Here is a 20,324-nt window from a genome sequence, read left to right as displayed (position 1 = left end):
GTCAGGTATATGTGCCCTTTCGATCGTGCTTTCAATGGTCGAATTGCCGCATGCCTGCAGAAAAGACATTGGACGAGCTAGGAAGGTACCCCCTGAATGCCCGACGTAATCATCCCCGGCCCGGCCGGCCGACTGGAAGGGCGCTACAGCCCGAGTGAAGATGAAACCGCACCGATCGCGCTGATTCTCCACGCCCACCCGCTCGGCGGCGGCAGCATGGATAACGACATCGTCGATATGATGTACGACACCTTCCGCAAGCGGAATTTCGCCACGCTGCGCTTCAATTTCCGTGGCGTAGGCCGGTCCCAGGGCAGTTATGACCAGGGTCTCGGTGAGCTGTCCGATGCCGCAACCGTGCTCGACTGGGTCCAGGGTTATAATTCCGGCGCGCGTTTCTGCTGGGTCGCCGGCCACTCTTTCGGTGCGTGGATCGGCATGCAGCTTCTGATGCGCCGTCCGGAAATCGCGGGCTTTATCTCCGTGGCCCCGCCGACCAACATGTATGACTTCACCTTCCTGGCGCCCTGCCCAGCCTCCGGCATCATCGTCAATGGCGGTGCCGACAAGATCGTCCCGGCTGACGATGTCGAGCGGGTGATGTCCAAGATCCGTGTCCAGAAAGGTATCGAGATCCGCCGCGAGCTGATCCCGGATGCCAATCACCTGTTCACCGAACATGCCGAACCGCTGGACATCATGCTCAACGACTATCTCGACGAACGCCTGCCGATCGTCGAGAAAGAGCGCTCCGAGCGCACGATTACGGGCAAGCGGTAAACATCGCGACGACCCGACGAAGAAAGGCTCCGGTCGATGCCGGGGCTTTTTTTTCTGAGCTCAACTCGCCCTTCTTCCACCACACACAGGCTCCGAGGCACCTGTTGTCGATGGCAAGCTTGTCGGCAAACCGCGCTCAAAACGGGCGGCCAGCCAGGCGAAAGCCTCTGCCTCGATATAGTCCCCACGCCAGCCGACCGCTTCGACCGGCTCAACCTGCACCCGGGGAAGTTCCTCTTCGAGCATGCCCATCAGAGTTGCATTGTGACGCCCGCCCCCTGTGACCAGGACACGAGACGGTTCACCCAGCATGCGGACTGCATCAGCGACCGTGCGCGCCGTGAACCGGGTCAGCGTGGCCGCGCCATCCTCAAGGGACAGGCCGCGTACCGGAGCTAACGAGAAATCCCAACGATCAAGGGATTTCGGAGCGGCTTTCGGGAAAAACTCGTGAGACATCAGTTGTGCCAGGACATCCAGATCAACGGCGCCCGCACAGGCCAGCTTGCCGCCTTCATCATGGGACTTGTCGGTCAGCTCCTGGCACCAGGCATCTATCAAGCCATTGGCCGGACCGGTGTCAAAGGCGATCGGGTCCTGACCGTCTTCCAACCAAGTCACATTGGCCACTCCTCCCAGATTGAGCACGGCAATATCACCCAGCCCGGCCTTGTTGGCGAGCGCCCGGTGATAAAGCGGTGCGAGCGGGGCGCCCTGCCCGCCCATTTGCATGTCGGCAGAGCGGAAATCATAGACCACCGGCATGCCCAGCGCCTGTGCGAGAGCCTCCCCATCACCGATCTGCAGGGTCTGGCCGGCTTGCCCGTCCTTGGGCGCCTTGTGCAATACAGTCTGACCGTGAAACCCGACCAGCTCGACCGGCGGCGCGGAAAGCGACTCGCTTTCCAGCACAGCGCGAACGGCCGCGATATGGGTCCGGGTGAGAACGTCTTCTGCAGCCGTGAAATCAGGCTGATCACCCTCGAAACCCCAATCCAGTGCCCTGTCGACCGCATCCTGAAGAATGCTCCGGTCTTCGGCCGTATAGCTGATCTCGGTGCCCGCGCCATAGGCCCGGATATCCTCACCGTCTGTCTCAATCAGGGCAGCATCAACACCGTCCAGCGAGGTCCCGCTCATGAGACCGATCACACGCTTCATGCCATCTCCCTCTTTTCTCCCATCGAATTGCGACCTAGAAGCGATCTATCAGGAGAGCTTTCATGAGTGAATACAAGTCCGAACTTGTCCGCAACCTGGTGCAACGCGGATACCATTTTCAGTCGACCGATCTGAACACGCTCGATGAGCGTGCGACAAGTGGTGTGGTGACGGGCTATATCGGCTTTGACGCGACCGCATCGAGCCTGCATGTCGGCTCTCTCGTCCAGATCATGATGCTGCGCCAGATGCAGAAGGCCGGTCACAAGCCGATCATCCTGCTGGGCGGCGGCACGACCAAGATCGGCGACCCGTCCGGCAAGGACAAGTCGCGCTCGATGCTGACCGAAGACCAGATCGGCGAGAACAAGGCGGGTATTCTCAAACCGTTCAAGAAACTCCTCGCCATCGGCGATGGCCCGACCGATGCGATTGTCGTGGACAATGATGAATGGCTGTCAGAGTTCGGATACTTGGAATTCCTGCGCGAATTCGGCCCGCACTTCACCGTCAACCGGATGATGACGTTTGAGTCGGTCAAGCAGCGCCTCGATCGCGAACAACCGCTGACCTTCCTGGAATTCAACTACATGCTGTTGCAGGCGGTCGACTTTCTGGAATTGAACAAGCGCTATGGCTGCTCACTGCAGCTGGGGGGTGGTGACCAGTGGGGCAATATCATCAATGGTGTTGAGCTGTGCCGCCGGATCGCCGGCAATGAAGTCAGTGCCTTCACCACACCGCTGATCACGACCGCGTCCGGCGCCAAGATGGGAAAGACCGCCGATGGCGCCGTCTGGCTCAATGACGACATGCTGTCCTCGTACGAATACTGGCAGTTCTGGCGCAATACCGAGGATGCCGATGTCGGCCGTTTCCTGCGCCTGTTCACTGATCTGCCGCTGGCCGAGATCGCACAGCTTGAAGCCCTGGAGGGCGCAGCGATCAATGATGCCAAGGTGCGTCTCGCCAATGAGGCGACCACGATGCTGCATGGCGCCGACGCAGCGCGAGAAGCCGAGGCGACGGCGAAGGCGACCTTTGCGGCCGGCGGTGCGGGTGACGCGCTGCCAACTGTTGAGATCGCCGGTCTGACCGATGGTGATGTGACGCTGGCGTCACTGTTTGTCGAGGCCGGTCTGGCTGCCTCAAACGGCGAAATGAAGCGCCACATCAAAGCCGGTGCGGCCAAGGTGAACGGTCAGCCCCTGACTGATATCCAGGCCAAGGCTACAGCTGATCTCGTGCAGGATGGCGCGATCAAACTCTCTGTTGGCAAGAAGCGCCACGCACTGGCCAAGCCCGCCTAGCGCTCGCTCGGCTCTTCGCTTTCAGGAATACCGGTGACGGGGTCGGCAACGACGCCCCCGTCTCCCGGTTCTTCCACCACCCGCAATCGTTCGAGAACCTCCGGCGGCAACACTGACGGGATGGCCGGCTCACCATCCTCGCCCCGGTTCGCAGCGGCACGCTCCGCTGCTGTGCCCTCGAACATGCGGCGGAAGACACCGGGCGCCAGAACGGAAAGCGGATTTGCGAACACTGTCAGGCTGTCGAACGGCCCCTCGACTGAATAGGTTATCCCGACCACGCCTTCTCCCGGCCGGGAAATCAGCAATTCACCGATAACCGGGAGGTTTCCAAAGAAGGAATTGACCGCATAGGAGGGCGCCAGATTACCGTCAATCGCCGCGCTGCGTCCTTCAAAGTCAATCGAGCCTGTTGCCGTCACGCCCAGCGAACTGCCCGTCGCCTGACTTTCGCCGATGGTGAACAGGCCGTCCTCGAACATGACATCACCTGTTATGCGCTCGAAACGGATACCATCCCCATTGAGCAAAGCGCCCAGCCCTTCAAATGAACCCGCAGCCAAGATGCGGGCGAGAACCGGAACCCGAACAAGGGTGATGTCATCGATTTCCACCCGGGCCGTCAGCGGGCCATCCACGCCCAGGGGCGGAGCTTCGCCGAGTACGGACATTCGACCACCCACCACACCCTCAGAGAAACCGATGAAGGACGAGAGACGTTCAATCGACTGGGTTTCCACACGGAATTCCCGGATGCCGCCCTCTTCCGGAGCGCCAAAGCTGGCGAAAAACGGCCCGGCGCTGGAGCGGCCGGAAACAGCTACAGCACGGATGCCATCCTCTTCGCTGCGCCAGATGAGACTGAAATCTTCCAGCACTTCATCCTCTTCAATCGCCATCCGTGCCACATCAAATGTCACGGACAGCGGAAGGGAAAAAGCGTCCGCCGTGTCGCTCTCGTCTGCGGTCGATTGCTCCGGTGCCACCGGCTCACGATTGTTCCAGATCTCCAGGATTTCACGAGCATCGAGATAATCGCCGGACAGTCTTGCAGTAAAGGGTTGCCCCGGCTCAGGAGGGGCGGCGAGACGCCCGCGCAGACTGATAAAATCGTTCACCTCGACATGGTCAAGATTGAGCTCGACCAGACGTCCTCCGGGAGACAGCTGCGCATCGGCACCAATCTCCACACCTTCCGTCTGGATGATGATTTCCTCGAAGACATAATTCTGGGCGTCATTGCGGGTCAGGGTGAAACCGGCCAGCCCCTCGACGCCGATTTCCTTGAACCAGACGCCGTCTGGAGCCTCGATCCAGGCTTCAGTGAGATCCGCATCCACATCAATGGACTCAATATCCAGCCCGTTGGAAATCGCGCGGGCTTCGACACCAACAAATCCATCAAGATACCGGCGCGCCGGAATGCCGAATTCATCGAGCGCCCGCGCGCCCAGGCGGGCCTCAACCTCGAATGTGGTAGAAGGCTGACCGTCGGGCATTGTGAAGTCTTCCACCCAGTTCACGCTAACGGGCGTATCGCCCCAGAAAGCATCTCCGCTGGCGGTCAGGCGGTTCTGGTCCGCGGTGATCGATACCGTGCCCTGGCTGAGCGCTAGAGGTGTCTCAGGAATGGCCAGGGCAACGCCGGTAAGATCGCCCGTGATCACAAAGGGGATGTCCTCTGCCGGAACGTCAGAGAGCATGGGGCGCTGGATCTGGAACGTGATCTCGCCCTCACCGCCCACGGCCTGTGGATCGATGCCGTACTCGGTCGGGAAGCCCAGAGGCTCCTCGTCGATCAACGCGAGAATATCCGTGGCCGTGCCATATCCCCGTCCTGAATAGGTCGCGATGGCGCCTTTCGGATTGAGCCGGGGGATGTCCACATGGCCCTCGTGGATGATGATGTCGCCGACCCGACCCGCCGTCAGGCTGGCTTCGAAGGCATTGCCGTAAAGCGTTGCGCTGCCAACTGCTTCCGTGATCGGCGTCATGGTCGAAATATAGCGGATGATACCGTCTTCAACATCGAAGGAGAGATTGAGCCGGTCGTTGGCCAGCGCACCGCTGGCAATCGATTCAGCGTCAATATTCATATCCAGGCGCGAGTTATAAAACCGGCCACCGAGAATGCCCTCCTCGATCCAGTCACGAGCACCGTCGGCGAGATCCACCGGCCAGTAGGACAGCACCGCCTCGGCCGTTACATCGCCAAGCACCGGTCCGGAGAGCACGATATTGGGCAGCCAGCGTCCGTCCGCGACCTGGCTGAGACTGGCGTAGCCGGTCAGCTCGGCGCGAATCCTGTCGAGCTGGACATTGAGGGCCTCGTAATCGATCCGGCGCTCATTGAGGTCGGCACGGCCCGATACATCCAGCCCGCCCCAACGCGGCGGACGCTCGAAGATCTCGCCCAGATCGACAAACCCCTCACCGGCGCTGAATTCATACCGCCAGCGCATGGGCAAGGCCCCCGCATAGGCGTCCAGGTCATAGATCCGCCCGGAAAGTTCCCCGGCAAAGACATCAGAGACAATCCGCCCGCGGTCCAGCGAAAGCGATCCGACCTGGGGATCGAAGACCAGCGACAGCTCAGCTCCTTCAAATCCATGCTCCTCGCCCTGGGACAGGATAACACCCTCCCCGATATCAAGCTCCAGCGAGGCTGTCTGGATGCCGGTCTCGAGACGCGCATCCATGATCAGGTCCAGCGAGAGCGGGGCATCCAGTGCCCGCAAGGCGGAAAACGGCCCCTGGGTCGGAGCAACCGAAGCGAGGTAGAGCTGATCCACATCAACTTCCAGCAAGAGCGAGGTCAGCCGGGCCCCGGCCTGTATACGGATATTGAGATCGGCGAATCCGGAGGCGGTCGCGATCTGTCCCTGCAGGATGGATACAATCCGGAACTCGTCCCGAGCGAGTTCAACACGCGCATTGTTGACCAGCCAGGCTACGCCACTGATCTGGTCGATAATGCGCACCGTCGCGTCACGAACTTCCACATTGCGGATACGTCCGAGCGGACTGTCACTGGCTTCCGGGTCCTGCAGCAGAAGGAAGAGCGAGGCGCTGTCATCGCCCCCGCGTTCCGGCTGACGTGCCGAAGCAGCCACACGGTCAACTCCGCCCAGGCCAGCGCCCACGGCGCCATCTGCCCGTCGCACAATAGATACGGAACCCCCGTGAACACGCAATTGCGTCGGCTCGATCCGCCCGAAGATCATCGGCTGGATGGCCAGCCCCGCTTCGATCAGCGGCGCCCGGGCGATGACTTCGCCGTCCGCCTGGGCCACCGCCACATCGCGGGCAGTGACAATAATGGCGCCTTCACTCGACTCATACCGCGCTTCCAGATCGCCAAGCGCGACCACATCACCCTCGAACATCTGGGCGATCTGGGCCTGCACATCCTCGCGCAGGAAGCCGAGATCGACCGGCCCTGAGGACAGGCGCCAGAAGATGAACCCCAGGCCAAAAATCACCATCATCAGAAGCACGGCAACGGCTTCCAGAATGTAGATCAGGGTCCATTTCGCAGAACGGCGCAGCATTATTCACGCCCCATCGCAGTCGAATGGCTGGACGTGCAGGCGCACAAGGGCAATTTATCGCTGCAGCAACCGCAATCCATGCGACTGGGGAGAAATGACATGAGCGAACTCAAAACAGGCGACCTGGCTCCGAATTTCAACATGCCGACCGATGGTGGCGCTTCCGTAGAGCTTTCTACCCTGAAAGGCAAAAATGTCGTCCTCTACTTTTATCCCAAGGACGATACGCCGGGTTGCACCACCGAGGCCATCGACTTCAGCACGCTGATCGCAGATTTCGACGCCGCCAATACAGTAATCATCGGCGTGTCCAAGGATACTGTCGCCAAACATGACAAGTTCAAGGCCAAACACGAACTCAAGGTCACTCTGGGCTCCGATGAGGATGGCGAAGTGCTCGAAGCCTATGGTGTCTGGGTTCTCAAGAAGCTCTATGGCCGCGAATACATGGGTATTGAACGCGCAACCTTCCTGATTGATGCGGATGGCAAGCTCGCGCAGATCTGGCGGAAGGTGAAAGTAAAGGGCCACGCCCAGGCCGTGCTTGACGCCGTCCACGCGCTTTGATGACGACGACGGATGACATCCAGCAAGCCTGTCTGAGCGTGCTCGACACGGCGTGCCCGATGGACAAGCCCGCCCGGGCACGAGAGGTCGCCGCACTTTGGCAGGACGGCGTACTGCCTTTGCCGGTTGAATGGCAGAACATACCGGACACCCACCGTCCGGCGCGGCCAAAACATCCTGAACTGGTGCCGCCGGGACAGGTTCCCAGGCGACGTCTCAATGGGCCCGCCGGCCGGATCGCCCTGATGCACGCCATCGCCCATATCGAATTCAACGCCATCGACCTCGCCTTCGACCTGGTCGCCCGATTTGGCGGCGAAGCTGAATTTGATGAAGCCCAACGCCACGCCCTGGTCGATGACTGGATCCGTGTCGGGGATGACGAGGCCCGGCATTTTGTCATGGTCCAGGACCGGTTGGAGGAGCTCGGCGCCTGTTATGGCGACCACGTCGCCCATAACGGGCTCTGGGATGCCGCCATTTCCACGTCACATGACCTCGCGGCGCGCCTCGCCGTAGCACCATTAGTGCTGGAAGCGCGCGGTCTGGACGTGACCCCCGGCATGATTGACCGGCTGGTCTCTGCCGGCGACCAGAGCAGCGCCGATGTCCTGAAAGTGATTTACGAGGAAGAAATCGCTCACGTTGCAGCCGGTGCGAAGTGGTTTCACGCGCTTTGCACCGCCGACAAGCTCGATCCTCAAACGCGATACCAGAGCCTTGTAAAACAGCACTTTAAAGGTGGCCTAAAGCTGCCATTTAACTTCAATGCGCGTAAAACTGCGGGTTTGCCCGAAGAATACTACCTACCATTGGCGCAATAGGGCCCAAGATTTGCATCACGGGCTGTTGAATTTTCTTCCAGTTTTGTGTCACATGCCTGCGGGGCGTATGGGGCAAGCGTAAAAGAGCGGCTCACAAGCATGTTCGCAGGCGTTAAAGAAGCGATTTGGGGTACAGCGCAGCGCTGGTTTCCAGATCGACAAATTTATCACCGCAGTGATGGTCAGGTTCGTTATTTCGCGATTTCGACCACGCTACAGGTGTCGGCGCTTTTTGCCGCAACCGTGCTCGCCGGCTGGCTTTGTTTCACGACGGTTTCCGTTGCCTTCCACGGCCGCGCCATTGCCGCCAAGGAATCCCAGATTGAAGAAGAACGGGTCCAGGCCAACCGCCTGATTGCCGAGGCACAGGCGAGTGAAGCCACCGCGATCTCGCTGGTGGAGTCGCAATCGGCCGAGTTCGACCGCACCGCTGTTGAATTCCAGCTTCGCCACGAGACCTTGCGTCAGCTCGTTGAATTTGCGGAGCAATTGTCCGGCAGCGTCATGGAGCCCTCTCCCGAGCTGGATGATGGCCGCGTCCTGATGGCGGCTACCCCGGCTGACCCGACACCGCGCGAGTCGCGCGACAGCCTGGTCTCCCTGTCCTCGCTTTCGGAAAACCCGGAAGACCAGATCAATTACCTCATGGGCGAGCAGGATCTCGTTCTGGCCCAGGCCGAGGACGCGACCGAGACGCGCCTTGAAAACCTGCGCGCCGTTCTGCGCCTGACCGGACTGGATATCGAGGAAGTCGTTGCGTCAGGCCGTGACACCGACGAACAAGGCGGCCCGTATGAGCCGATTTTCGTCGACCACTCCTTTGGACCCGACCTCGAGATCAATCGCGATTTTTCCTCGCGTATCAACCGTATCGCAGCGCGCATGCTTGAAGTGAACGAGTTGGAACGCTTCTCCCTGGAGGCGCCGTTCGGTGAACCGATCGCCGTTCCCCATCGTCGCACCTCGCCGTTTGGCATGCGCATGGATCCCTTCCACGGACGCCCCACCCAGCACCTGGGCATGGACTTCGGCGCCTATCGCCGCGCCCCGATTATCGCGACCGGACCGGGCGAAGTCGTTTACGCGGGCTGGAGAGGTGGTTATGGTCGTACCGTGGAGATCGACCACGGGTATGGCTTCCGTACCCGATACGCGCATCTCCACGAAATCGCAGTGCGCCGGGGTGATACCGTCGAGCGAGGACAACAGATCGGGGGCATGGGGTCCACGGGTCGTAGCACAGCTACGCACTTGCACTATGAAATCTGGTTCAATGGATCGAGAATTGATCCGGACCGACTACTGAGAGCGGGACGTTATGTTCAATAAGAGTAACAAAGACACCTCCAACTCCGATCCGATGCATCAACCAGCTGCAGCGCCAAAAAGGAATGCCATGAAATCGAAAGCTCCATCCATTCTCTCCGGTGACCTGGTTCTGACCGGTTCCATCGTTTCCGAAGGCGAAGTCCAGCTGGACGGCACCGTCGACGGCGACATCCGCGCAGGCTCCCTGATCATCGGTGAAGAAGCGAATGTGAATGGCGAAGTCATGGCCGAGACGGTTGTCATCCGTGGCCGCGTGACCGGTTCGGTTCACGCCCGCCAGGTACAGCTTGCCTCCACCGCACGCATCGAAGGCGATATCGTGCATGCTGCCCTCTCCGTGGAGAGCGGCGCATTCTTCGATGGCCACTGCCGCCATGCCTCTGATCCGCTGAGCGAGAAATCCGGCGGTGGCGCACCCGCTTCTGCCCCCAAGGCCGCGAACAAGTCCGCCGACATCCCGCCGGCTCCGGGCAAGTCCTCGTCTTCCGTGACGTCTCTTGAGCCACCGCTGGCGAGCAAGTCCTCAGCTTAGCTGAACCAGGACGAGTTTGACTTCTAAAAAACGGCGGAGCGAAAGCTCCGCCGTTTTTTCATTTGTGTCGCACTAGTCAGTGCTTTTCCGAAAGAGAATGTCCGGCAGCTGGCCACCGCCGAGCATCCACCCCTCTTCCATCATTTGTAACGCCAGATTGGATTGGGTGTTCCCGTAAATGCCATCCGTAAAGCGCGTCAATGTATAGGCTCTGCCGGAAGGGGACGTAGCGAGCACATCCTCACCGTCGACCTGAATATGCCACGCGGCGTCGCCAAGGAGGAATGAAACGAAACGCCCGGTATGTCTGCGTGTCACTGGCAGCGCGGAATTCGCCCTGACCGGTGCAAGCTGGCCGAGAGACTTTTGCTGCATCCACAGGAGCAGCTGCCCTTCATGCAGCGTAACACGTGCCCATGGCACATCCGGGCTAACAAAGCTGTCTTCCGCAACTGGTTGCAGGTTCAACTGAAAGCCATCAAAGAAACGCAGGGCCAGATCACCCGCTTCATTAATCTCCATGTCGGCGACTTGTACCCGGCCGTTCACCTCTCCAAACCACTGCCCAACAAGTTGCGCGGCAAGTTCGGCGTTTGGGCCTGTCACTCTCGGAGGCTCGTCCTGAAGAGGCCGCTCATGCGTGAAACGCTCGAACATCTCATCGCGGATCGCATGCGTGATGCGCTCGGCCCCGCCACGCCCGTGATAGATGTCTGACGCGATGAGAACGATGACCACACTACGCGCTGCAGGATAGTACATGACGTAAGTGCTGGTCGCTCCACTGGTTCCGCCGTGTTCGAAAATGGTGCCATGCCCCTCGCCGGAAACATTCAGGCCAGCACCATAACTTGTCGGCATGCCGTCACTATAGAGCCCCTCCATGCGCAACCCGTCCATGGCGCCTCCGCCAGCCAAGACGACTTGCGACCAGGTCATCATGTCCGAAAGCGAAGAATACAGCCCGCCTGCGCCGACCAGGCTCTGCACAGCGTCAACCGTGTCGAGATTGCGATAACCTCCGTCGACTTGCCGATAACCGAAGGCTCGATTCTCCCGGCTGTATTGGGGGCCATACGGGAAATAGGTTCCCGTCATGCCGAGTGGCCCGAACGTTGTTTCTGACAGGTATTCAGGCAGTGACCAGCCACTGACGCGCTCCACGATCATGCTGAGCAAATCATAGTTATTGTTATTGTATGCCCAGAAACTGCCCGGCTCGTTGGCCTGTGGCAGGCGAGCATACATATCCAGCAATCCCTCGCGCCGGCCACCGGCGAACACCCCCAAACGCCTCGCAGACGGCGAAGCCAGTCCCGAAATCTGCACCATGAGATCGCGAACCGTCACGCCGCGATCTGGCAACTCCGGTAGATAACTGGAAATGGACGCGTCAAGCTCGATATGGCCCTCCGCCTCAAGGGAATGGATGGCATAGGCCGTGAAGTGTTTGGTCAGCGATGCGAGATTAAACCCGCTCTCCGCGTCGGCCGGAATGGCGTTCTCGATATCCGCCATGCCGTCGACGGCTCGATGGATCCACTCGCCCTGCCACATGACGGCGACCGCCGCGGCCGGCGTCGTCGCGCTGTCGGTCTCTTCGAAATAGGCATCGATATGCGACCAATCATGGCCTGTCTGAGCGCTGGCGACAGGACACAGTCCCGTCAGCAGGACCGGGGCAAGAAGAATGGAGAATAGGCGCGTAAGCATGTTGGAGACCTCGGGCAGCCATCTGAGAGAACGTGTGAACACTGGCCGCGAACACCGGTCGCGGTCTCTTCACCTTCTGTCCGGCAGACTGATCTCCAATCCTCTCCAATCTTGTCCCGAAACTGTTAAATCGTGTCTCGACAGATAGCCCCGGTTTAGGCTTACAAATCTGGTCAAACCGCCTCTGCCAGCATGGCAAAAGAGACTTTCATGAATTTGTTGAGCGGCGTGGCCTCATCGCTCCAGTTGTCCTCGTAGAAGTCGCGCAACACAAAACCGGACCGCAGGAGGCCTCCGATCAGGCTGTCCAGCGTGTGGGAGAACTCAAGATGTTCCTGTGCGGCGATTCGCTTGTCGAGGCCCTGCTTGTCGAGATGTCGGGTGTCATCAAACGGCAACTGGAATTTCACGACCGGTTCGGCACCGGCCTCGATGGCGTCGTGATCGAACATGTAGAAAGCCGGGTTCATCACGCCAGTAAGCAGGCGACCGCCCGGCTTGAGGACCCTGCGAACCTCCTGCCACACGCGTTCGACATCGGGCACGAAAATCGTGGAGACCGGATTGAAAACGAGATCGAAACTCTGCGGATCAAAGCGCGAGAGATCCATCATGTCGCCCTGCTCGAACAGCACAGATAACCCGTCACGTCGAGCAACCTCACGGTCGCGAGCAAGCTGTTCGTCCGAATTGTCAAAACTGGTCACCTGTCCGCCGGCCGCGGCCAGTACAGGAACCTGTTGGCCGCCTCCGGATGCCAGTCCAAGCACACGTGCACCCGCCAGCTCGCCAAACCAGTTACGCGGAACGATGCGGTTGGGTGTGAGGATTACCTCTACCTCGCCCCGGCGTGCCCGCTCGATAGTTTCCAAATCAACGGGCTGGCTCCACTCACCTTCTCCGGACGCTGATTCCCTGTTCCAAGCCGTTCGGTTCTGTGCCACGACATCGACCATCGAAATCCTCTGAAGCTGTTTCTTTATAGAGACTTACCCTCCCCGGCAGCGCGCGTCATCCCTTTTCGTCGCTCCGGCTATTGAAAACGTGTTTGATTTTTAAACTTGTCTGTGTAACATCCTACTCAACACGTAACGGAGCAATCAAATGACCTCTTCCCCGACCAACCGTCTGCACGGCCTCGACGCCGTTCGCGGTTTCGCACTCTTGCTGGGCGTGTTCCTGCACGCCGGCATGTCATTCATCCCGAGTGACTTCCCCGTGTGGATCACCCATGACGCCAACAGCAGCGCCGCCTTTGGCCTGACTTTCTATGTGCCCCACATCTTCCGCATGCTGCTCTTCTTTATCCTCGCCGGCTTTTTCGCGCGCCTCGCCTGGCAAAAACGTGGTGCGATCGGATTTGCCTTTGATCGCTTCAAACGCGTGTTTGCTCCCCTCGCCACGTTCTGGTTCCCGATCCTGATGTTGATCGTCACGGTCATTGTCTGGGGCGCGATCAAGGCCAATGGGGGCGAAGCCCCGGAAGCGCCGGAAGATCCGCCGCTGACGGCAGAAAACTTTCCCCTGACCCATCTCTGGTTCCTCTACCTGCTGAGCATTTTCTATGTTGGCGCAATCATCATCCGTCTGCTTGTCGCGGTCGTTGATCCGTCCGGGAAAATGCGTGCTGCGGGTGGCACGCTCGTCGAGTTTATCGGTCACACGCCGCTCCTGCCGCTCCTGCTGGCGATCCCGGCAAGCCTGGCCTTCATGAATACCGAGATGTGGTACAGCTGGTTTGGCATCCCGACGCCGGATATCGGTCTTTACCCGAACATGATCGCACTGACCGCCTATGGCACCGGTTTCGCCTTTGGCTGGATCCTGCACGGTCAGAGCGGGCTGCTCGACACATTCCGCAAGTTCTGGTGGGCCTATATGGCGGTTGCCATCGCCCTGACAGTCACCTGCCTGCAGATGATCGGCCTCGCTCCCAGCTTCATGCCGGCTGATGACAGCCTGCAGAGCTGGGCCTATGCCGGCGCCTATTCGTTGGCCGGCTGGTGCTTCAGCTTTGCCTTCATCGGCCTGGGCCTCGCCCTGTTTGCCAATGAAAGCCCGGCGCGCCGCTATGTCGCTGATGCTTCCTACTGGATCTACATCTGGCACCTGCCGATCGTCATGGCTCTGCAGGTCTGGCTCAATGATGTCGAGATGCTGGGCGTCGTGAAATACCTGCTGATCAACGCCATCACCCTGGCGGTCACGATCAGCACTTACCATCTGCTGGTCCGCGGCACGTGGATCGGTGCCTGGCTCAATGGTCGCCGCTACGGTAAGAAAGCGGAAGCCAAGGCTGCCGCCAAAGCCGCCAAACTGGAGACCGCATCGGCAAACGCCTGAATCAGGTCATACCCTCACAAGGAGGCGCCAATCCCGGCGCCTCCTTCCTGCATGGAAAGGTAAGCCATGGCTGATGATATCGAGACAGTTCGCGACGACCTGGCTTTCATGCGCGCGCTTGCGGACGCACCGGACAAGCCCAACAAGGCCATGGGCCAATCCTTCCTCGCAGCGGGCATTATCTATGGTTTCCAGGGTCTGGTGCAGTGGGCAACGGCCATCGGCATCATCGGTCTGTCCGGATTGGGATATCTCGCCTTCGTCATCGGCTGCACCGTGGCTTTCTTCGCTGTCCTCGGCGTGATCATCTGGAAAAACCGGGGCCAGAGCTCCAACACCGCAGTCCGTCGGGCCTATGAAGCGGCCTTCCAGGGCGCAGGCGTGGCGAATATATGTCTGGTCATCGTCTTCATCGTCGCCAATATCCGCACGGGTGATGGCGGCGTCTGGTATTTCTACACACCCTTTATCTATGCTTTGCAGGGCGTTGCCTGGTATCTCGCCTTTCGGATGCGAAAGCGCGCCTGGCTCGGCCTTGTCGCGCTGGGCTGGTATGTCGGCGCCATTGCGCTGGGTTTGACCGCGCATTCTCCAACCTATGTCCTGGTGATCGCGCTTTCCCTCATCTTGCTGCTGGCCGGACCTGGACTGGTCATGATGCGGGTGGCCGACAAACAGTCGGAGACGGCGGACTAGTCATGGCGTCCAAGGGTATCGGCCAGATTGATGAAGTGATCCACGGGCGCTTGCGCCTGGGTATCATGACCTATCTGACCAATGCAGAAGTGGCTGATTTTACCGAGCTCGCCAGCGCGCTTGAAGCCACGCGCGGGAATCTCTCCGTGCATCTGAGAAAGCTTGAAGACGCGGGTTATATCGAGATCGAAAAAAGCTTCCTCGACCGCAAACCGCTCACCCGCGCCCGCATCACCAAGACCGGACGCATAGCCTTCAAGGCTTATGTGAAAGCCATTGCAGATCTGCTGGGAGATGGAGGCTGAGCGAACCGAATCCTCCCCTCCTGGGAGGTGGCTCTGCCGTAGCTCAAGCGCAGGCGGAAGGACCGGAGCGCGTCAGCGCGGAGATTAGCTCGCTATCGCTCGCCCCCTTCGACCTCGCCTACGCCAAGGCTTCGGCGAGCCCACTTCCCCATGAATGGGGAAGATTATCCGCGCCAACTCAGGCCTCTTCCTCTTCACCGCCAACACGCGCTGCCAGGGCAGCGGCCATGAACTGGTCCAGATCACCATCAAGAACACCGCCCGTATTGGACGTTTCCACATTGGTGCGCAGATCCTTGACCATCTGATAGGGCTGCAGGACATAGGAGCGGATCTGGTGGCCCCAACCGATCTCGGTCTTGGCATCAGCCTCGGCCTGCGCCGCAGCCTCGCGTTCAGCCAGCTGGATCTCATAAACCCGGGCGCGCAACATATCCCAGGCCTGGGCCCGGTTCTTGTGCTGGGACCGCTCATTCTGGCACTGCACCACGATGGGTCGCTCCTGGCCTGGCATGTCATAGGTCAGGCGAACCGCCGAGTCCGTCGTATTGACGTGCTGACCACCCGCACCGGAGGCGCGATAGGTATCCGTGCGAACCTTGCCTTCCTCGATATCGACCTCGATCTGGTCGTCGATAAGTGGATAAGCGCCAACGCTTGCGAAACTGGTATGGCGACGGGCACTGGAATCAAACGGCGAGATCCGGACCAGACGGTGGACGCCGGTCTCGGTCTTCAGCCAGCCATAGGCATTCTCGCCCTTGATCAGCAGGGTGGCAGATTTGAGCCCCGCTTCCTCGCCGGCCTGTTCCTCGATGACCTCGACCTTGAAACCACGAGCATTGGCCCAGCGTGTATACATGCGGGTCATCATGGACGCCCAGTCCTGGCTCTCCGTGCCGCCGGCACCGGAGTGGATTTCCAGATAGCTGTCATTGCCATCAGCCTCACCGGACAACAGCGCTTCCAGCTCGGCGCGCTTCATCTTGTCCTGCAGGGTCTTCAGGCTCTCGACGGCATCTTCGACGATGCTCTCATCGTCTTCCATCTCGGCCAGCTCGACCAGTTCGAGTGTATCAGACAGCTCGACCTCGGCTTCCTGGATGACCGTCATGGCATCGTCCAGCCGGTTGCGTTCACGCATCAGGGACTGAGCCTTCTGACTGTCATTCCAGAAGTCCGGTGCTTCGGACATGGCGGTGAGTTCGTCTAGGCGTTTCTGGGCTGTATCCCAGTCAAAGACGCCTCCTCAGCAAGCCTACGGCCTGCTGGATTTCATCGGACAGGGTCTGGATGTCTGCGCGCATGGATCGACTCGGCTTGGCATCATGGACGTGAACGAACAGGGATAAAGAGGCTCGCCGGAGGAAACAAGCCGGGCGCTACACGTCAGTACAGCCCGCCCAGCTCCTCATCGAGCTCCTCTTCTTCCTCTTCCTCGTCACCCTCCTCGAGCCCCGCATCCTGCGGACGGTCACTGACGGAGGAACGGGCGAAGGACAGACCGCTTTCCTCGTCCACGCTCTGGCGCGAGGGCTCGGTGCCAGGACGGAAAGCTTCCAGGATCACACCGGACTGGCCGAGAATACCGGGCTCGCCGGTCAGACGGTCGATCGGCACCAGGCGCACGCCTTCTGGAACGCGGAAAGGTGCGACCGGATAATCACCGATCACCTGGCTGAAGAAATCGCGTGCAATCGGCGCGGCAACACGGCCTCCCGCCTCGCCACTGCCCAGCTGATAGGGCGTGTCAAAGCCGACATAGACGCCGACAATCAGGTCCGGTGAGAAACCGACAAACCAGGCATCGCGGAAATCATTGGTCGTGCCGGTTTTGCCCCCCATCGGGCGGCCCAGGGACCGCAGCGCCGTGCCCGTACCGCGCTGTACAGCGCCTTCCAGCATATGCACGACCTGATAGGCCGTCACCGGGTCAACGACCTCGGTTCGCGTTTCCTCGAACCAGGGCTCGAGCAATTCCTGCGTCCATTCCTCAACGTCACAGGTATCGCAATCGAGCTGTTCATGGGCGAAGATCGTGGACCCTGTCCGGTCCTGAACCCGGTCGAGAATGGTCGGTTCGACCCGGCGCCCGCCATTGACCAGCGTGGCATAGGCGGACACGAGGCGGTGCAGCGTCGTCTCACCCGCACCCAGCGACATGGCGAGAACCGGAGACAGCTCGTCATAAATTCCAAAGCGCTGACCATAATCGGATATCGGGCGCATGCCCATTTCCTGGGCCAGGCGAACCGTCATCACGTTACGCGACAGTTCCAGCCCGAGGCGCAGCGTCGACATGCCGTAATAACGCTCGGCATAGTTGGAGGGCATGTAGAAACGCTCATCCGGACCACCCGTCGCAATAAACGGCGCGTCCAGGATCAGGCTGGCGGGCGTATATCCATTGTCCAACGCTGCGGCATAGGCAAACGGCTTGAACGAAGATCCGGGCTGGCGCCGGGCCTGGGTCGCACGATTGAACTGGCTGTGCTGGAAGCTGTAGCCGCCCATCATCGCCAGGACACGGCCTGTATGCGGGTCCATCGCCATGATCGCACCGTTGATGGCCGGGATCTGGCGAAGGCCGAACTGGCCTTCTGAATAGTCTTCCTGGTCAGCAATCGATTCCACCAGGATCACATTACCGGCATCAAGCACCTCGGACGGTGTGGAAACAACAGGACCCAGCTCGCCGTCTGGCAGGGTTTCACGTCCCCATTCCAGAGCGGTCATGGGAATGGATCCACGCGTCCCGTCAGCAAAGCCGATCTCGGCAGCTTCATCCGTCAGCGACAGAACAACTGCGCCGATCCAGCCGGCGTCGAGATCGCGCGGCAGGGTGAACTCCTCGAGGCGTGTCTCCCAGCCGTCTTCCAGCTCGATCTGGCCCAGCTCGCCGCGATAGCCGTGGCGACGGTCATAGGTCTCTAGACCCTCTCGCAGAGCCTGGCGTGCGGCCAGCTGCATGGTTGTGTCCAGCGTCGTCCGGATCGAGAGCCCACCATGATAGAGCTCGTCATCGCCATACATGGAGAAAACCTGGCGACGAACATTCTCGACGAAATACTCGGCTGCCAGATAATCATCACCGCTCAGACGCTCCGCGATCTGCAGCGGCTGCTGGGCCGCTTCGCGCGCTTCCTCTTCGGTGACGTAGCCATTGGCGGCCATGCGGGAAAGCACCCAGTTGCGCCGGTCAATCGTGCGTTCGGGATGGCGGATCGGGTGGAAACGGGCCGGGCCGTTCACGACCGCAGCCAGCAGTGCGGCCTCGTCCAGGGTCAGCTCGTCCAGGGACTTGTCAAAATAGTTCAGCGCGGCCGCCGCAGCCCCGTAGGCGCGCTGACCGAAATAGATCTCGTTGAGATAGAGCTCTAGGATCTGGTCCTTGGTAAAAGCACGTTCGATCCGCCGGGCCAGCACCATCTCCTGCACCTTGCGTTCAAGGCGCTGAGCCGAGGAAAGCAGGAAGTTCTTGGCCACCTGCTGGGTGATGGTCGAGGCGCCTTCCAGGCGTTCTCCAAGGATCACATGGCGCACATTGGCAAAGGCAGCACGGATAATGCCGCGAAAATCCAGCCCGCCATGTTCATAGAAATTCTTGTCCTCGGCCGAGATGAAGGCCTGGACCAGGCTCTGGGGAATGTTCTCGATCGGCACGAAGACGCGGTGCTCACGCGCATATTCCGCGATCAGGCGCCCATCACCGGCATGCACCCGGCTCATTACCGGCGGTTCGTATTCCGCCAATTGTTGATAGTCGGGCAGGTCCGCTGTGACACGTACCACATAGACAACCGCCACAATGGCGCCGACGAGGGCCGTGCCCAGTGCGACGATCCCGCCCCACATGGCAGTCCGCAACACATTACGCAGAGTGAAAATCTTCATTACGCTCTCAAGGCCCCACATTCCCCGGTGTCACGTCAGATCACGACATCAGGGCCTTATTATGACGGGTACAGCCCCCGGATGGAAGCGTTCTAGCGTGCCCGGATAGGGGTGTTTGCAGCCTCGGGGTATTCGCCCATGTCACCACGAGTGGCGAAATAGTCGTCGATACCTCTGGTCACAGCCTCCATCTGGCGGCGGCGGTGGGAGGCAGAATTGAGATTGCGCTCGTCAGTGGAGTTCGACAGGAAACCCATTTCCAACAGCACGGCAGGCACCCGGCTGTCGAGAAGAACGTAGAAATTCTCCTGACGGTGCGGGTTGTTCAGCAACGGGCCGGAATCACCGAGATGCTCCAGCAGAACCTCGGCAAAGGCAGAGGACTGGTTGCGCTTCTCGCGCAGTTCCAACGAGACGAGGATGTTGTTCACATCGGCTTCTTCAGAATGATCCGCGCTCTGGAGCGCCCGGTTCCTGGCCCGGTTTTCAGCCCGGTCATTCAACGTATAAACCGCGGCACCGCGTGCATTGCGATTGGTTGGTACAGAGTCCGCGTGAATGGACAGGAAAAGGTCGGCACGCACATCGGCAGCCACCTGGACCCGCTGTTGCAGGGACAGAAAGACATCAGTGTCTCGCGTCAAATAGACTTCATATCGTCCGGTGGCCTCGAGCTGGCGGCGCAACTCGCGCGCAGCGGCCAGGGTCACGTCACGCTCATGCGTGCCGCCACGACCAGACGCGCCCGGGTCGTGCCCTCCATGACCGGCATCGACGACAATAACACGACGGTCACGGGCTGGCGGAACATAGGCAGCCTCGACCCGCTCGGCGATCAGCGTATCAATCGTGCTGGCCACCGTCTGAACCCCGGAAGAATCACGAAAGGCCTGTTCACTGGTCCGGGCGAGATCAACGACAATGCGATAATTATTGCTGCTTGGCGCAGGTTCGAGCGAAAACTGGCTGTCGATCATCGCGGGATGGTCAAGCTCGAAGACGATGCGTGATGACGAGGCGGAATTGTTGAAGAAGCGGAAACCGTCCACAAGACCGGTTCCAACGCCCTCACCTGCCTCAAGCCCCGGCACCTGCCAGGACGAGACCGGAAGGTCGACAACGAGACGCGTGGACACACCATCCAGCGTATATGCGCGGAACTCCCCCGGCTGCGAGGTTTCAACAACCACGCGCGTACGCGACTCGTCTCCACCGAAACGAACCGCACGGACTTCCTGTTCTGCCAGAGCTGCAGCACCCGAGACCAAGCTGGTCGCAAACGCCGCCAAAATCGCCAGTAAACGCATACACACACCATC

16 protein-coding genes are annotated in these 20,324 nt (G+C 60.1%); 9 read left to right on the top strand and 7 right to left on the bottom strand.

Annotated elements, in window-relative coordinates; translation table 11 throughout:
* Positions 1 to 96 precede the first annotated feature (96 nt).
* Positions 97 to 780, top strand: coding sequence for an alpha/beta hydrolase (locus SIC17_RS15560; protein WP_291896119.1), 684 nt, complete (start codon positions 97 to 99; stop codon positions 778 to 780).
* Between the two features lie 60 nt (positions 781 to 840).
* On the opposite strand, the gene SIC17_RS15555 is transcribed toward SIC17_RS15560, so the two are convergent.
* Positions 841 to 1,941 (bottom strand): anhydro-N-acetylmuramic acid kinase, encoded by a 1,101-nt coding sequence (locus SIC17_RS15555; RefSeq protein WP_412545945.1) that lies wholly within the window; start codon positions 1,939 to 1,941, stop codon positions 841 to 843.
* 62 nt (positions 1,942 to 2,003) lie between these two features.
* Here SIC17_RS15555 and tyrS point away from each other — a divergent pair, with 62 nt between their 5' ends.
* On the top strand, positions 2,004 to 3,251 hold the full coding sequence (gene tyrS / locus SIC17_RS15550) for a tyrosine--tRNA ligase (RefSeq protein ID WP_412545944.1): 1,248 nt from the start codon (positions 2,004 to 2,006) through the stop codon (positions 3,249 to 3,251).
* On the opposite strand, the gene SIC17_RS15545 is transcribed toward tyrS, so the two are convergent.
* On the bottom strand, positions 3,248 to 6,802 hold the full coding sequence (locus tag SIC17_RS15545; RefSeq protein ID WP_412545943.1) for an AsmA-like C-terminal region-containing protein: 3,555 nt from the start codon (positions 6,800 to 6,802) through the stop codon (positions 3,248 to 3,250). The genes tyrS and SIC17_RS15545 overlap by 4 nt on opposite strands.
* 99 nt (positions 6,803 to 6,901) lie before the next feature.
* Here SIC17_RS15545 and bcp point away from each other — a divergent pair, with 99 nt between their 5' ends.
* From bcp to SIC17_RS15525, 4 genes are all read left to right on the top strand, one after another.
* On the top strand, positions 6,902 to 7,369 hold the full coding sequence (gene bcp / locus SIC17_RS15540) for a thioredoxin-dependent thiol peroxidase (protein WP_412545942.1): 468 nt from the start codon (positions 6,902 to 6,904) through the stop codon (positions 7,367 to 7,369).
* Entirely contained in the window at positions 7,369 to 8,193 is an 825-nt protein-coding gene (locus tag SIC17_RS15535) for a ferritin-like domain-containing protein (RefSeq protein ID WP_412545941.1), read from the top strand. Before bcp ends, SIC17_RS15535 begins: the two co-directional genes overlap by 1 nt.
* A gap of 219 nt (positions 8,194 to 8,412) precedes the next feature.
* Positions 8,413 to 9,522, top strand: coding sequence for a peptidoglycan DD-metalloendopeptidase family protein (locus SIC17_RS15530; protein ID WP_291896130.1), 1,110 nt, complete (start codon positions 8,413 to 8,415; stop codon positions 9,520 to 9,522).
* A gap of 67 nt (positions 9,523 to 9,589) precedes the next feature.
* The gene (locus tag SIC17_RS15525) at positions 9,590 to 10,054 is read left to right on the top strand and encodes a bactofilin family protein (protein WP_412545940.1); all 465 of its coding nucleotides are present in this window, start codon (positions 9,590 to 9,592) and stop codon (positions 10,052 to 10,054) included.
* A 72-nt stretch (positions 10,055 to 10,126) separates the two neighbouring features.
* Here SIC17_RS15525 and SIC17_RS15520 read toward each other — a convergent pair whose 3' ends face one another.
* Both SIC17_RS15520 and SIC17_RS15515 read right to left on the bottom strand, forming a co-directional pair.
* Positions 10,127 to 11,767, bottom strand: coding sequence for a serine hydrolase domain-containing protein (locus SIC17_RS15520; RefSeq protein WP_412545939.1), 1,641 nt, complete (start codon positions 11,765 to 11,767; stop codon positions 10,127 to 10,129).
* Positions 11,768 to 11,940: 173 nt separating this feature from the next.
* Complete coding sequence (locus tag SIC17_RS15515; RefSeq protein ID WP_412545938.1) at positions 11,941 to 12,639, bottom strand: class I SAM-dependent methyltransferase; 699 nt, start codon at positions 12,637 to 12,639, stop codon at positions 11,941 to 11,943.
* Positions 12,640 to 12,871: 232 nt separating this feature from the next.
* Between SIC17_RS15515 and SIC17_RS15510 the strand changes: the two genes are divergently transcribed.
* The 3 genes from SIC17_RS15510 to SIC17_RS15500 all read left to right on the top strand — a co-directional run bounded on the left by SIC17_RS15510 (position 12,872) and on the right by SIC17_RS15500 (position 15,111).
* Complete coding sequence (locus SIC17_RS15510) at positions 12,872 to 14,110, top strand: acyltransferase family protein (RefSeq protein ID WP_291896135.1); 1,239 nt, start codon at positions 12,872 to 12,874, stop codon at positions 14,108 to 14,110.
* Between the two features lie 66 nt (positions 14,111 to 14,176).
* Positions 14,177 to 14,806, top strand: coding sequence for a hypothetical protein (locus tag SIC17_RS15505; RefSeq protein ID WP_291896137.1), 630 nt, complete (start codon positions 14,177 to 14,179; stop codon positions 14,804 to 14,806).
* 2 nt (positions 14,807 to 14,808) lie between these two features.
* Positions 14,809 to 15,111: a winged helix-turn-helix domain-containing protein gene (locus SIC17_RS15500; protein WP_291896138.1), complete on the top strand. Its 303-nt coding sequence runs from the start codon at positions 14,809 to 14,811 to the stop codon at positions 15,109 to 15,111.
* Positions 15,112 to 15,289: 178 nt separating this feature from the next.
* On the opposite strand, the gene prfB is transcribed toward SIC17_RS15500, so the two are convergent.
* The 3 genes from prfB to SIC17_RS15485 form a co-directional block, all read right to left on the bottom strand.
* Positions 15,290 to 16,418 (bottom strand): peptide chain release factor 2 gene (prfB, locus tag SIC17_RS15495; protein WP_412545937.1). Its coding sequence is split into 2 segments (ribosomal slippage): positions 15,290 to 16,348 and positions 16,350 to 16,418, totalling 1,128 coding nucleotides; the frame shifts between segments, so codons are not numbered across the junction.
* An 82-nt stretch (positions 16,419 to 16,500) separates the two neighbouring features.
* Positions 16,501 to 19,005 (bottom strand): penicillin-binding protein 1A, encoded by a 2,505-nt coding sequence (locus SIC17_RS15490; RefSeq protein WP_412545936.1) that lies wholly within the window; start codon positions 19,003 to 19,005, stop codon positions 16,501 to 16,503.
* A gap of 92 nt (positions 19,006 to 19,097) precedes the next feature.
* Positions 19,098 to 20,312, bottom strand: a complete 1,215-nt coding sequence (locus SIC17_RS15485; RefSeq protein ID WP_412545935.1) for an N-acetylmuramoyl-L-alanine amidase — start codon at positions 20,310 to 20,312, stop codon at positions 19,098 to 19,100.
* Between the last annotated feature and the right edge of the window lie 12 nt (positions 20,313 to 20,324).

This window comes from Maricaulis sp. MIT060901 (assembly GCF_047123815.1).
Lineage (GTDB): Bacteria > Pseudomonadota > Alphaproteobacteria > Caulobacterales > Maricaulaceae > Maricaulis.
This window is presented reverse-complemented; position numbering and strand designations above follow the sequence as displayed.